The sequence below is a fragment of the Leptothoe sp. ISB3NOV94-8A genome (assembly GCF_043421595.1).
Taxonomy (GTDB): Bacteria; Cyanobacteriota; Cyanobacteriia; order Phormidesmidales; family Phormidesmidaceae; genus Leptothoe; species Leptothoe turfae.
In genome coordinates this window covers 4608938-4623219 of sequence record NZ_JAXSQW010000001.1, presented here as the reverse complement: position 1 = coordinate 4623219, position 14282 = coordinate 4608938, and the positions used below count along the sequence as shown (strand labels likewise).

Annotated in this window: 9 protein-coding genes; 6 read left to right on the top strand and 3 right to left on the bottom strand. The window is 47.6% G+C overall.

Translation table 11 applies throughout. From position 1 onward, the window contains the following. Positions 1-8: 8 nt before the first annotated feature. A complete protein-coding gene (locus tag SPB21_RS19555) occupies positions 9-3602 on the bottom strand; it encodes an NB-ARC domain-containing protein (protein ID WP_499867530.1) in 3594 nt (1197 codons plus the stop codon). Between the two features lie 528 nt (positions 3603-4130). Here SPB21_RS19555 and SPB21_RS19550 point away from each other — a divergent pair. The 6 genes from SPB21_RS19550 to SPB21_RS19525 all read left to right on the top strand — a co-directional run bounded on the left by SPB21_RS19550 (position 4131) and on the right by SPB21_RS19525 (position 11099). Next, positions 4131-6263 (top strand): serine hydrolase domain-containing protein, encoded by a 2133-nt coding sequence (locus SPB21_RS19550; protein WP_499867529.1) that lies wholly within the window; start codon positions 4131-4133, stop codon positions 6261-6263. 381 nt (positions 6264-6644) lie between these two features. Then, positions 6645-7385: a class I SAM-dependent methyltransferase gene (locus SPB21_RS19545; protein WP_163696862.1), complete on the top strand. Its 741-nt coding sequence runs from the start codon at positions 6645-6647 to the stop codon at positions 7383-7385. Positions 7386-7505: 120 nt separating this feature from the next. Beyond that, a complete protein-coding gene (locus SPB21_RS19540) occupies positions 7506-8609 on the top strand; it encodes a type III polyketide synthase (protein ID WP_163696860.1) in 1104 nt (367 codons plus the stop codon). Beyond that, the gene (locus SPB21_RS19535) at positions 8606-9352 is read left to right on the top strand and encodes a methyltransferase domain-containing protein (protein WP_163662202.1); all 747 of its coding nucleotides are present in this window, start codon (positions 8606-8608) and stop codon (positions 9350-9352) included. The genes SPB21_RS19540 and SPB21_RS19535 overlap by 4 nt, the downstream gene beginning before the upstream one ends. Next, entirely contained in the window at positions 9307-10503 is a 1197-nt protein-coding gene (locus tag SPB21_RS19530; protein ID WP_250565637.1) for an NAD(P)/FAD-dependent oxidoreductase, read from the top strand. Before SPB21_RS19535 ends, SPB21_RS19530 begins: the two co-directional genes overlap by 46 nt. A 140-nt stretch (positions 10504-10643) precedes the next feature. Further along, positions 10644-11099: a peroxiredoxin gene (locus SPB21_RS19525; protein ID WP_163662201.1), complete on the top strand. Its 456-nt coding sequence runs from the start codon at positions 10644-10646 to the stop codon at positions 11097-11099. Positions 11100-11122: 23 nt separating this feature from the next. Here the strand turns inward: SPB21_RS19525 and SPB21_RS19520 are convergent, their stop codons facing one another. Next, complete coding sequence (locus SPB21_RS19520; protein ID WP_499867527.1) at positions 11123-13363, bottom strand: CHASE2 domain-containing protein; 2241 nt, start codon at positions 13361-13363, stop codon at positions 11123-11125. Further along, the gene (locus SPB21_RS19515; protein WP_499061189.1) at positions 13363-14175 is read right to left on the bottom strand and encodes a DUF928 domain-containing protein; all 813 of its coding nucleotides are present in this window, start codon (positions 14173-14175) and stop codon (positions 13363-13365) included. The genes SPB21_RS19520 and SPB21_RS19515 overlap by 1 nt, the downstream gene beginning before the upstream one ends. Between the last annotated feature and the right edge of the window lie 107 nt (positions 14176-14282).

The following is a 14282-nucleotide window of genomic DNA, read 5'->3' as shown; positions in this document are numbered from 1 at the left end:
GTGACGACCTATGCAGAAACAGCACCCAACGCATAGAGTGCTGTTTTTTCTGCTGTTGATAACCCTGTGGCGTTGGTTAGATTCATCCCTTCATAGGGGCCAGGCAACTGTAGAGTGCCAATACACTGCCATGATTGGGTGTCCCATAGTTTAATGGTGTCTCCTTCTCCACCACTGGCAAGTATCTGACCATTCGGGCTCAAGGCTAGAGCCCAAAGAATATGGTTATGGGCCTGTATGGTGTGCTGACATTGGCCGCTTTCCACATCCCAAATTTTGAGATTGCCATTAAATTCGCCACTCACATACTGAGAACTATCTAATAGAAATAAGCCTGTCAAAACAGCATTAGCAAAGCCTGTCAACGTTTTGAGACACTCACCAGTTTGAACATTCCAAATCCTGACCGTCGTATCAGAACTAGTGCTAGCTAATAAACGGTCATCAGAACTGAATACAACTGAATGCACATGATCAGAATGATCTAATGTCTGCAAACAATCACCTGTTTCAGGGTTCCACAGTCTAACAGAACAGTCAAAGCTGCCTGTTGCCATATATCTGCCATTATGAGAGAACGCCACCGACCAAATAGTCTCCTTGTGTCCTAGAAATGTTCTCACATAGTTGTTATTGTTTTCATTACTGGCTATATTCCACAGTTTGCAAGTCTGATCGCTGCCAGTACTGCATAAAAAGTTACTATTTGGATGGAATTTAACTGACCGTATAAGACCGGTATGGCCAGTTAAATGCTGGGAACAGCTTTCTTTATCTAAACGCCAAACTTTAACAACAGGTTGCTCTCCCCCAACACTGGCAAGGTAGTTACCATCTGAGCTAAAGCTAAGGTTAAAAACCGAACTTTGATGCAGAAGGGTAGATCGACATTGCTGCTGGGTTATATCCCAAAGGCGAATCTTGCCATCGTGACTGCCACTAGCTAATGTTTTGCCATCTGGGGAAAAGTCAAGGGCCCATACTGTATTGGTGTATCCCGAGAGAGTTTTGATACAACATCCATACTGATATTCCCATATGCGGATAGTACGGTCTTGGCCTCCGCTATAAAGGAAGGTGCTATCTCTAGAAAATGCAAGCGACCACACCCAACTATTATGTCCTTGAAGAGACCGTTCGCATGTGTAAGATTTCAGATCCCAAAGCTTAATTAAACCGCTGTAATCACCGCTGACAAAATTGTTTCCATCAGGGCTAACTTTCACGCACCAAACAGCATGTTGATGCCCTGACAACACCTTGAGACAGTCTCCTGTGGCAGCATCCCATACGCGAACACTATGGTCATTACTGCTACTGACTAGCAAATGGTCATCCGGACCAAAGTCTACGCTCCAGACACCTTGAGTATGACCTACCAGAGTGTTAATGCATTGACCTGTTTCCCAATTCCAAAGCTTAACAGTATTGTCAAAACTCGCACTTGCTAAGATTGGCTTTGTCTTTGCAAACACGATTGCCCTAATGGCACCGTTGTGTCCTTTCAAGGTTCTGACACATCTCCCACTCGTGATATCCCACAGTTTAATGCGCTGATCAATACCAGCGCTTGCAATTTGCGTGCCATCTGGTGAAAAGGCAACGGACATCACCGTTTGATGATGTCCTTGAAAGGTTTGGATACACTGATAGTTAGTTGTCTGCCAAAGTTTAAGTGTGGCATCACCGCTACCACTGAGTAAGTATTTCCCATCGGGAGAGAACTCGACCGAAAAGACACCTTCCGGGTGACCGTTAATGGTTTCTAAATGGTTATATGTTTCCAGGTCCCAAATGAGAATATGTCCTTGCAAATCACCAATTGCTAGCAGGGTATTATCTGGATTGACTGCCAGAGCGATAACGGCACCGAAATCATGGTTAAATTGACAATTCTGAAAATTTGCTTGAGCAAAGCTGGTTTCTCGCAAACTAATTTCTTTTAGATTTGCTTGCCAAATAGCTAAATTAGAAAAATCGTAGCCTGTTAAATCGACATCAAGTTGTCGGCACAGGTTAATAAAGTTGCCAACACCATAGCCTGCGACCACCTGTCTGAGATTCGTCAAAATAGATATCATATATTGACTTACCATGTGTGGCTGGATCAGTAGTGCTTGCAACCGTTTGGTGATGGGGGCAAGAATCATCCGTCGCTGGCTGTCACGCACATAATCTCTATTCGTTGTTTTCAATAAGGCATGGGTATGAAAGAGATGTGGAGATGCCGTTGCGAGCGTCAGATTTTCCGGCTGGCTCAGAATCGTTAGCTCTTCATAAATAGTTTGAATCAACCGCTCAGTAACATGCTCCATAATGACCGGTTGCTGAGTATATTGACCTCCTTTTACTTCGATCAGTGACCGCCAGCTCAGAGATTCTAAGGCATCAAACACATCTGCCCGTGAAATTACAGGCCAGATATCATCCAATAGTTCAGATGTTGTTGTCCATTCTCGATTGATGGCCAGCCAGTACAAAATGCTTTGTTCAAGGGGAGACAGTCGCTCAAATTGTTGGTTGAGCAGTCTACGGAAATCATTAAAGACAGGGGCATTTTCCCGTAAAAAGAGATCAATGTCCCCATCAAAGATTGACTGAATTGAGGTGCCTACAATTTTAATGGCGAGGGGATTATTTCCATAGCGTTGACAAAACTGTTGGATTGTTTCGGGGGTACCCAGCAACCCTTTTGCTTCGACAATGGCTTGCGCTGCTTCTGCTGATCCACCTAGCTGAAATGAGCGGGTTAATAGCTGATTACTCTCTAAAACGCCAATTTCGCTGGGCTTTTCTCGGCTAGTGATCATTAAGCAGCTACGGTGAGTGGTTTCTCCAAATCGACGTAGCAGATCGCCATAGTCTTCATACCCAGTACGGTATTGACCTGATTGCCCACTTTCTAGCAATGTTTCTACATTATCTAAAATAATCAAACAGCGTCGACTCCGTAGCCAATGGAAGAGTCGTTCTGTAGTGGGTGCCATATCCTGTTGCTGTGATACGAAAGGCACCATCTCCTTAAGTAGGTGTTTAAGGGAAGGGGCATTGCGTACAGAGCGCCAGATAGCAACATCAAAATCTGAGGAAACGGTCTGTGCTAGTTTTGCGGCCAGACTGGTTTTACCAATGCCGCCTAAACCTAAAATCGCTACCAGACGGCATTTATCTGTGAGAATAGCGTTCTTTAATTTGGCTAGTTCGTCATTGCGTCCATGGAAAAAAGTGGTGTCGATGGCTTCTTCCCAATCCTGCTGTGGTGTATCTGTGGTGGGCTCAGATGCAGGAGGTTGTTCTGGTGGGATAATGTCAGAAGACAATAGAGCAGCTTCAGATGGCAGGGCTGATGATGTTTCTAAGTCGGTCTCGGATGTAGTATCATCAGCGATGTCGGTGATTGTTCGCCACTCTAGGCTTAAGCGATCGCAAATTTCCACAAACGTCGCAAAGTCAACGGGCTTGCCATTAAGAAACCGACTGACGGTCGATAGAGCCATTCCCAGGTCCTCAGCTAGGGAGCGCTGACTGCGAAAACCACACCGTTTTAGTGAGCTTTTAACGGTTTGAGTCGACTGACTATGGACCTTTAGAGAGCGAGACATAACCAATAGGGCTCCACATGCTTATGACTATATCAACTAGCTGAAAGTATTTTACTGACAGTACTCATCTATCAATTGCATAATGTGCATTCATATTATTAATAACGTAAGTACCATGAAGCCAAACGGAGCATGAGCTCGGCTGAAGCATAAATAAATAAAAGTTGCGAGATATCGACGTTCCAAATGTGGCATGTCACTTTCCAAATTTGGAAAAAAGTCGGTCAAAAGTCCTAAGAACTCGGTCAAGATCTCAGTTGGTGTTTGGTTTAGATAGGCATAGACAAACTGATTGGAGTCTGTGTCATGTTTTCAACTACCCAAAAAAACAATTGTAAATCTGGTGCTACGGGACAAATTGCACCCAAAGTGCGCCTAAAAGCAACATGGGTTGTGGAAAATAATCGCCTTGTTTGTAAGTGGCTGGCAGCATAACAACAATCTCCAGAACGCTTCTGGTGGTTTGTTGTTCATGTTCAAAGAGTCTCTTTGTCGAGAGCCGTCTAGATTTTAAAAAAGGAGAATACTATGGAACTTCCAGCTTCAGGATACGCTTGGACTAGCCTTGAACCTAAAGTAGATGAATTGATCAAAAAGTTAATGCAAGCAGAAAAACTGCCTGGCATGACTGTGGCCGTCACAAAAAACGGTCGGCTAATTGTAGCTAAAGGCTATGGCTGGGCTAACGCCGAAACAAAACAGACCATGGAGCCCTTTATGAGCAGCCGTATTGGTAGTGTGACCAAGGCCGTTGTAACAGGACCTGCTGGCTGGCAGCTGATGCGAGCAAAGGGCATTAATCCTCAGCAACAAAAGCTGTATGGCCCGAGTGGTTTATTTAAGAATCGCTTTGCGGAAGACATTGCACTCAGTCCTACTCCGAACAAAAACTGGTACTACCAAATCACCCTGCAACACCTGTTGGATCATGCAGCTGGTTTTTACGGCAGCGGTAGCCTCAATGGTGCAGCCGCTATGTTCAACATCAAAGATAAAGCATTGGTGACCTATGAACACATTCATAAGCACTTTCTCAGAACCCAGCAATTGATCTTTCAGCCCGGTACAAATTCTGAGTATGCTAACCACAGCCTGGGAATATGGACGTTGGTCATTGAAGCACTTTCTGGCAAGTCCTATCGCGACTATGCTGTGAACACGTACTTGCGATCGCTCGGCCTCCACGAGGCGGTACTGCCCGAAAGCACCAAACTTGGTAACCGTCAGGCTCGCAGCCATGTTTATAACGATCAAGGGACACCGGTTCCTATTAAACCCAAGAATTCGGGAACAGGGTTGGCAGCAGGTGGCTTCCGCGCATCGGCTCAGGATCTGACGTATATTACGGCTGATCTGGAGAATACGTATACTGGGCCAGAGCTGGAAAAAATGGCCTGGAATAGCAATGACCGTGGCAAACTTGCCCATGGTGGTCTAATTCACGATAGCGGTACGGCATACGTTGCCATGTTCCCGGACGGTTATACCTCATTGAACGGCGTTGATCTGAGCCGTATCCATGTTGCTGTAGCCACCAATATCAATATGAAGGAGATTACCCCCCTCAGGAAGCTGGTTGATCAAATTGTGCTGGCGGTGCCTGCAGCTAACGTTCCAGCGCATTACGACATCACGCAGTTTCTGCGACAGGATACTGATATGGGCGGTGACTTTAAGGAGGCCAGCCTGGATGGATCGATCGCAGTCTTCTCAAACTCGGAAGGTAAATTACAACTGATCCCGTATCGGGTGAACGATTTGGGGACACTGACCCGTGGTGAAGTTGTTACAGCTGGAGCGGCTAGCCAGGTGAATCTGGTGCACCCGGACTACAGTAGTGCAGATGCAGTCACTGCTTTTCGAGATGCGAATGATAACCTGAAGCTGATTGCCTGGGAGATTTCGAGTAGCGGTCAGGTGACACGTCGAGATGATGCCGTTGCTGGCCCCGTTAAGAGAATTGCCTTAACGCCTTTTCCCGATGGCAAAGGGGTGATTACGCTAACCCGAGGCATGAAGAATGACTTAAAACTGGTGGCCTGGGAAGTGACTCCCTCCTTGAATATTATCCGTCGAGGTGACATTGATGCTGGTCCAGTCCAGGATATTGCGGTGGCCACAACCCGTGCCGATTTTGCTGGGGTGGTGAGTGCTACAACCGGGAGCGATCGCACACTCAAGCTCATTGCCTGGTCCTTTAACTCAGCTGCCAAAACGTTCTCTCGTCGAGGCGATGCTGAGGCGGGTGCTATCAAGGGAGAGCTGAACATTGTGAGAGCCCAGCTTGCGGGCAACGACATTGTGGTAACTGCCTTTAGCAATGAAGATGCCAATCTGAAACTGATCACCTGGCAGGTGCAGGCCAACGGCCAGATTCAGCGTAAGGCTTCGACCACAGCAGGCTTTGCCAGCATTGTGGACCTCACGGCGGCACCGGGGGGCAAGGTCATTGCCTCGGTCAAAGATAGTGAAGGTATTCTGCGCATGATCGCCTATCAAGTGCAGAGCAACGGTCAAATCGCGCGTGTGGGCACTGATATTGCGGGGCAGGTCAGTCGGATTGCATCATCTGCTATTCGGCGTGATGGCAAGGAGTTTCTGTTAACGGCTGTGCGAGACACAGAGAAGAAACTTCGTATGATCTCTTGGCAGCTGGATTAACTGATTATATCCATATCTAATCAGCCAGGGCAGCAGTAAGTTTGTCCTGGCTCATGGTCTTTAAAGTAGGGGTTTGTATTGAGCGGTCATCTAGCGAATTCATAGCTGTTCTGTTGATGTCACTATGACAGTCCATAGCATTGGTGAATGATTTGGGCCAGGTCACAGATACGATTCAGGAGAGCCTTGAAACCCATCAACGGTGGATGGATGAGCAGACACCGTTAAAGCTGGTCGTCAAACAGTAGCTTTAACGATTGCCTTATGTCTCTTTAGTGCTTTTTAGACTCGGCACAATGGTCTAATGACAACTGTGAGTTGCATAATTAAAAACAGCGTTATCCAGTGAATTGATAGCTCAGACAGAACTTTTGTTAAGCAATGGCAGATTTCTACAAAGAGGACCTTTCCTATATCCATGATGCAGGCTACAGTGACTATGCACTCAATGCATCTACCGGTATCCTCACTACTTTGAGCCAAAATAATATTCAAAATGGTTTGATTGTTGATTTAGGCTGTGGTAGTGGCATATCAACACTAGAATTCATCAAGGCAAGATATCAAGTCCTAGGTGTTGATATTTCTGAGGCAATGATTGCCTCAGCCAGAACCCGAGTTCCAAGTGCAGATTTTCGAGTTGCATCGCTATTCCAAATTGAGATTCCAACATGCAAGGTGGTCACTGCCATTGGTGAATGTCTCAACTACTTGTTTGATCCAGATAACAATGAGCAGTTGTTAGTCCAACTGTTCAAGCGTATCTATCAAGCCCTTGAACCAGGTGGTGTTTTTATCTTTGATATTGCAGAACCTGGACAGATAGACAAAAACGACGAGCAACATTTTACCGAAGGTAACAACTGGCTTGTGCTGGTGGAGAAAGAAGAAAATGCAGAGAAATCAATCTTGACCCGCCGCATCATTACCCTGCGAAAAGTGGATGAGCACTATCGACGGGATGATGAAGTTCATCGTTTGCAACTATACCGGTCAACAGATATTGCCCATAAGTTGCGACGGATTGGTTTTAAAGTTCAAACTATGCGTTCCTATGGCCGTTATCAACTCCCTAAAGCTCATGCTGCCTTTATTGCCTTTAAACCATCAGCATCCGACTAAATTGACAGGTGATTGATAAGAAAGCTCTGAGAACGCTTTATTCGTTATGCAAAAAATTCTTACGCTCGCTAGAGTGAGGGGGCGTTCTGATCTTCATTCTTACGTTGCGGGATTTACTGTATGCATACCGTTCTGGAATCGATTGCAACGGCTAATCCGCCTTTTCGACTGTCCCAAGCTGACTCGCTGACGTTTATGTCCCAGCTAGAGGGCCTTTCACCACCGGTACGTGCTCGCCTTAAAAAAATCTATGCGAAATCTGGCATCGACTGCCGCTATACCTGTATTCAAGATTATTTAACAGCACCTCCTAATTTCAGTTTTTACCCAGATAACTGGCACCTTACTCCACTTCCAAGCACTGCAGTTCGTAATCAGCTCTACCAAAGCTATGCACCAAAGATTGCCGAATCAGCAGCTTCCCAAGCTATTCAGCAGGCAAGGTTAAATCCCACGTCAATAACCCATCTGATCATCATCAGTTGTACTGGCTTTTCAGCGCCAGGGCTGGATGTGCAATTGATTCAGCAGTTAGGCCTGCGGGCAGATGTTGATCGCACCATCATTGGATTTATGGGCTGCTATGCCGCATTTAATGGGCTGAAGACAGCCCATGCTATCTGTCAGAGTGATCCCCATGCTCGTGTGCTATTGGTTTGTGTTGAACTGTGCACCTTGCATTTCCAGCCAGACGATTCTCTAGAAAGTGTGGTGATTAATGCCCTCTTTGGCGATGGTGCAGCAGCAGCGATTATATCGGCGCAGTCAGATACTGAAGCGGTTGGTAAGCTGGCCTATGTCGATGGCTATAGCCTATTAACCAATGACACCCTAGAGCTGATGAGTTGGACCATAGGAAACACAGGATTTTTGATGACTCTGTCCCCTCAGGTATCTCAGGCGATTGCTCGGTATCTACCGGCGTATCTCACAACGTTGTTAGATCGAAATAACCTGACAGAATCAGCCATCGACTTTTGGGCCGTTCATCCGGGTGGGCGACTGATTCTTGACCAGGTACATGATTTACTACAGCTGGCTGAAGGGACTCTTCAGTCTTCCTATGAGGTATTACGACAATACGGCAACATGAGCTCTGGCACCATCTTATTTGTATTGAAACAGATTCTGTCACAGCAGACTAATTTGAAAAATGGGATTGCCATGGCCTTTGGTCCTGGTTTAACTATTGAGGGGTGTCTCTTTCAACAGGTGGGTGCATGACGATGATTTCTTTTGAAACCCGTACCGATGAAGACGAGTTAATGGATGATTTTTCCATTACGGACAGTCGTTTGACAACGGCCCTTGAACAGCTGCGATTCGTGAATCGATTTTTAGGCGGTTATGGTACCACCATGGCTGTGCTTGCTCCCTGGCTTAAAGCGGCGAACAAGTCATCGGCTGCACCTATTCGCATTTTGGATTTAGGCACGGGCATTGCTGATTTTCCTGAGTATATTGTGCGCTGGGCTGATCAACAGAATCCTGCTGTTGATCTAGAAATTGTTGCCATTGATGCAAATCCTGTCACTGTTGAGTACGCTAACCAAGCTTTGGCAAAAAGATTGCCGGATGCTTTAAAAAACAGAATTCGAGTTGAAGTGGCAGATGCCTTGAATTTACCTTACGATGATGATGAATTTGATGTTGCTATGGGTGCAATGTTTTTGCATCACTTTGCTGAAGAAAGAGCAACGAAGATTGTCAAGGCGATGCAGCGGGTTTCCCGTGGTGGTGTGCTGATCAATGACTTGCATCGTCATCCCCTGGCCTACTTTGGTATTTATACATTGACTCGACTATTTCAGGCATCGGAGATGATGCAAAATGATGGCCCGATTTCGGTGTTGCGCGGCTTTCGTGCCCAGGAATTAGACGTGATCGCTCAAAAGGCTGAACTGCCAGCATTCACAGTCCGTTGGTATTGGCCGTTCCGTTGGTTATTGACGACGCTCAAGGTTTAGCGAGCATGATCTATGACGTTATTGTTGTTGGGGCGGGGCTGGCGGGCTGTAGTGCCGCTATTCAATTAGCTCAAGCTGGCTGGCAGGTATTGCTATTAGAGCAGCAACGCTATCCTGCCCACAAGCTCTGTGGTGAATTTTTGTCGGTTGAAGTGATTGCCAATTTTGCCCGTCTTGGGGTTTTAGAGGCGGTGCAACAGATTGGAGCGCATCCCATACATCGGGCATTGGTGACCACAGCAGCTGGGGCCAATTTTGCACAGGACTTACCTGGCACAGCCCTTGGATTAAGTCGATTTCAGCTAGATTCAATATTGTTTAGGCGTGCTGCTGCTGTGGGGGCAATCTGTTGCGATCGCACAACGGTCCGTCAAATCGAAGGGAACTTAGACACTGGTTTTTCTGTGCGTACCACCCAAGGTACCTTTCAATCTCGGGCCGTACTGGCTGCCTATGGTAAGCGTTCGACCTTAGACACCCAGCTAGATCGCCCCTTTACCCATCGGCCATCCCCCTGGGTTGCATTTAAAGCCCACTGCACCGGGTTAGACCTACCTGGAACCATTGAACTCCACGCCTTCCCTGGAGGGTACTGCGGTCTCTCTGCCATCGAGACAGGACAAATTAACCTTTGTTGGATTGGCCATCGCAAAATTCTCCAAGATGCTGACGATCCAAACCTGCCTGATGTGCTTCACGCTAACCCTGTTTTACATGAGCGACTGAGCCATTTGAGCTATGGCCATGCTCAAAAACATCGTCTACGTCAGATCTCCTTTGCCCTCAAAGGTAATTTTGACGGCGACATTTGTATGCTCGGCGATACGGCAGGCATGATTACCCCCCTGTGTGGCGATGGCATGGCCATGGCGTTACGCACGGCTGAATTAGCTACCCCACTGGTGGACACTTTCTTAAAAAGAGAGTTAACAGCTGTTCACTTCAAACAACAATATCAAACCCTTTGGCGGCGAGAGTTTCAGAGCCGTTTGCAGTTAGGGCGTATGCTCCATGCCGGTTTTATTCAACCTCAGCTAGCGCACATCAGCGTTGGCCTGTGCCAGATGTTTCCTACCATGGCTGCATGGGTGATTCGCAATACTCGGGGGGCTACCAGTGAAGAACAGCCGACTATGCAAATCGTAGGATAGCTAACAGCGAGAGTTTTTATTGTCGAATTTTAAGTGTTTGACATAACAGTAGATGGGGGGACTGAGTAGACTATTGATTTTTCTACCGACGCAGTATGCTAAATAAATGTTAACAATATCAAGCACAAGGAACGAAAACGATGGCGATTAAAGTGGGTGACGCGGCTCCAGACTTTACATTGCAGTCCCAAGCAGGAGCGTCGGTAACGCTATCTAGTTTTCAAGGGCAAAAAGCTGTGGTGCTGTACTTTTATCCAAAAGATGACACCCCCGGCTGCACTACAGAGTCCTGTACATTTCGCGATAGTTTCCAAGATTTTCAAGACCTGGGAGCGGAGGTGATTGGCATTAGCAGTGATTCACCAGACTCCCATCAAAAGTTTGCTAGCAAGTACAGTCTCCCCTTTACCCTCGTTAGTGACACTGGCTCGAAGGTCCGTTCTGCTTACGGTGTACCGGCTACTTTAGGGCTGCTACCGGGGCGCGTTACCTACGTGATTGATAAAACTGGGACCGTGCGTCATCTGTTCAATTCCCAGTTCAACCCTAAAAAGCATGTTGACGAAGCCCTGACCGTGTTGAAAGGCCTCAGCTAGCAGACTGTTGGTCGAGCATGTTGCTACTGGGCAATTTGTTGGGTCATCCATGCAATGATAGCCGGTGACCGAGCAGTGAAGGTGATGACATATTCTTGCTTGGTTGCACCCTGCTGCTGCACCTTGGCATAGATGTCAGTTTCTCGAACTTCTGTAGGGGCTGATGGCGTCTGTAGGATAAGTTTGATATTGGTCAGCAGGCTCAGGGGTTCAGTGTCTTCAATGTGCAATAGGGCAGTTTTGGCAGACAGTTTGTAGAGCTTACCAACGTGATGTTGTGCGCCAACTTGTTTGCCTTCTAAGGCAACGTATTCGACTGCAATGGGTGCGCGCAGAGGCTCCAGGTGAAATGTTTCTGTCGTTAGGGATAGGTTGTAGAGGTCACCGCCAATGCCGGTCACATCGTAAATGGTGATGGGACGCTTAATCCCTTTGGGATAGACTTCAACCTTGCTTTGGGTGGCCAGACGATGTTTGTTGATCAAGTCAATTTCTTGGTGGGTGTCTTCAGAAATAAAGATTTGGCCCCCTGTGGTGTAGGACTCAATGCGAAAGGTGAGGTTGACGGCACTACCAATGACGCTGTATTTGGTACGCTTTTCAGAGCCAATATTGCCGACTACGACGTGACCGGTGTTAATGCCGATGCCCATTTCCTGTTCAGGAAATCCTTTGGCCCGCATAGCGGCATTGACTTGAACCATGGCTTGTTGCATTGCGATCGCACATGCTACGGCCCGATCCGGATGGTTATCATTGGCCACAATATTGGGGGCTCCAAAGATCACTAAGATGCCGTCCCCCATAAACTCATCAATGATGCCCTTGTAATCATTGATAACTTCCGACATGTAGCCCAAATACAAATTCAAAATTTTGACAACTTGTTCTGGAGGTAGCTGTTCCGATAACGCTGTAAAGCCCCGCAGGTCGGAGGTGAGAATTGTGATCTTACGGGTTTCTCCCCCCAGTTTGAGATTGTCAGGGTTTTCCAACAGATTGGCAACGATTTGGTCGCTCAGATACCGGCTAAACGTGCGGCGAATCTGACTAGCACTGCGGGCCAAATACGTGTTTACCCCAGAGGCTGCTCCAATTAATGCCATGAGCGGTGGCATCACCGGTACCCACCAACCTGCCAACATCAGAGCATAGGCCCCAAGAATCAGAATAGAGACAATGGCTACCAGCAGAACCATTTGTCTTAGCAGTGTTCGTTTGCCTGGATTCCGCTGCACCCAGGTTACCGTAGCCCCCAGAGCGGCCCATATAAAAATCCAGAGAATTTCCAACGGTTCTGGCCAGGTGCGAATCAAAACTCGACCCTCTAAGGCGGCACTAATAATTTGACTGGTCAGGTTGGCATGGATTTCCACACCGGCCATGGTTTTCGGCAGGGCCAGCATTTTGCTGCTGTGGGGTACAAAGAATCGATCTTTAAGGCTTTCGGCAACAGAACCAATGAGTATCACCCGATCCTTTGCCCAATCGTCGGGCAACTCATTATTGAGCACGTCCCTCAGGGGAACCGTTTCAATCAGCTCGCTGCCACCGCGATAGTTAATTAGGGTTTGATACCCACCTGCGTCGGCTCGCACATAGCCACCATCATTCTTTTCTAAAGGGCGAAAGACTGCGCCATTAAGCTGCCAAAACTCTGTGTCACCGACGGGTTCAGGCCCAATGCCTTCAGCATTTAAATAAAGCAAAGCCAGATATAGGGCAAAGCTCGGGGCCTGATCTCCCTCGGGTGTGGTCACCATCAACAATCCGCGCCGAATGGTGTTGTCGTTGTCAACAATGCCGTCATTGATGCCGATTTGCCCCAATGCTTCCAGGGTTGGGGCCGCATCAATCACATCTCGATCGGCGTTGTCTCCTAAGATTGTGCGAATACCGACCAGATTAGGGGTGTTACGAAAAACCTGATCCAGCTCGGCATGACCTGGCTCTACCGGGACATCCCGAATAATATCCAACCCAATGGCTCTAGGTTCTTGTTGAGCCAGTTTGGTAATCACCTCCGCATAAACGGCATCGGAGAGAATGGCCTGCCCCTGTTCCCGAATATCTTGTTCGTCGATGCCAACAATGGCGATGCGCGGATCTGTTTCCTCAGGTCGCCACTGTAGATACTGATCGTATGTCCGCCATTCTAAAGGCTGCAATATACCGACAGCTCTAATTAGAACTACAAGTAAAGTTACAGTCGGCGTGGCAATGGCCACCCCTCGCCATTGCCACCAGAGCTTTTTCAGGTTCATTAGTCAGCGCTGCGATTGATGCCTTCTAGCAGTCGCTGTAGGTTACCAGAGTCACCACCATTCGGCATAGCCGTAGGTGTGGGTACATCAATGACCGGCTCATCCTGGCCCAAAATGGGTTTCTCTGCTATGGCAGCAAGATCCACTGATGTGAGAAGTTCAGTCCAGGCATTGGGGTTTTGGGGATGCATGGCGGCGGCTAAGGCAATGGTCTCTTGCCATGCGCCTGCAGCTGCGTAAAGTTCGGCCTGAGCTAGAGGATCGTTGGCCACAGCGTCCAGTTCCGCCAAGAAAGTTGGACTGGCATCGACACGCTGAATACCCCCGCCTAATAGCACATCGTCACCACGATCGTCTGGGTCACAAATCAAGGCAAAATCCCAGTAGTAAAGGAAGCCGGACTCAAATTTAGGTGTCACTCCGTCTGCCCGGTACCGAGGTAAGTCGATTTGAATGGTGCCAGGAGTGTCAGGAAGTTGAAGGGTCTGTTGATAAACGTCGTCCCCTAGTTCATTAACAATTGTTAGCTCTGCAGCGGCAGCACCGGTTTCTGGAATGTAGAACCAGAGAGCCATGGGGATGTCAGTGTCGGCTCCAAATGTGGTTGCGATCGCATTGTGAGGTAGCAATGATGTTAGAGAAGGACGATTTTGTGGATCGAGACAAATTTGACCCCGGGTAGCCAGAGATGGACCCCGGGCAGGGGCCCCCCGATCACGAGTCTGGGGAAAGTTGAGGGCATAGCTGGGACTGGCGGCAGCCACCATGAGGGTGGCCAGCAAAGCTTGAATAAAACGCAAGCGAATAAACATGACGACTTCTTTTCTGACAACCTTAAATAAGCGGAAATTAATCAGTGTTTTTAACCATTTAACTGTTCTTACGATTAGCTACAGGGTTTTCAGAACTTGTTTCGGTA

What these genes read in the sequence shown, in the direction of transcription:
- SPB21_RS19555 (WP_499867530.1), bottom strand. Translation starts at nt 3,602, where the DNA reads ATGTCTCGCTCTCTAAAGGTCCATAGTCAGTCGACTCAAACCGTTAAA.
- SPB21_RS19550 (WP_499867529.1), top strand. Translation starts at nt 4,131, where the DNA reads ATGGAACTTCCAGCTTCAGGATACGCTTGGACTAGCCTTGAACCTAAA.
- SPB21_RS19545 (WP_163696862.1), top strand. Translation starts at nt 6,645, where the DNA reads ATGGCAGATTTCTACAAAGAGGACCTTTCCTATATCCATGATGCAGGC.
- SPB21_RS19540 (WP_163696860.1), top strand. Translation starts at nt 7,506, where the DNA reads ATGCATACCGTTCTGGAATCGATTGCAACGGCTAATCCGCCTTTTCGA.
- SPB21_RS19535 (WP_163662202.1), top strand. Translation starts at nt 8,606, where the DNA reads ATGACGATGATTTCTTTTGAAACCCGTACCGATGAAGACGAGTTAATG.
- SPB21_RS19525 (WP_163662201.1), top strand. Translation starts at nt 10,644, where the DNA reads ATGGCGATTAAAGTGGGTGACGCGGCTCCAGACTTTACATTGCAGTCC.
- SPB21_RS19520 (WP_499867527.1), bottom strand. Translation starts at nt 13,363, where the DNA reads ATGAACCTGAAAAAGCTCTGGTGGCAATGGCGAGGGGTGGCCATTGCC.
- SPB21_RS19515 (WP_499061189.1), bottom strand. Translation starts at nt 14,175, where the DNA reads ATGTTTATTCGCTTGCGTTTTATTCAAGCTTTGCTGGCCACCCTCATG.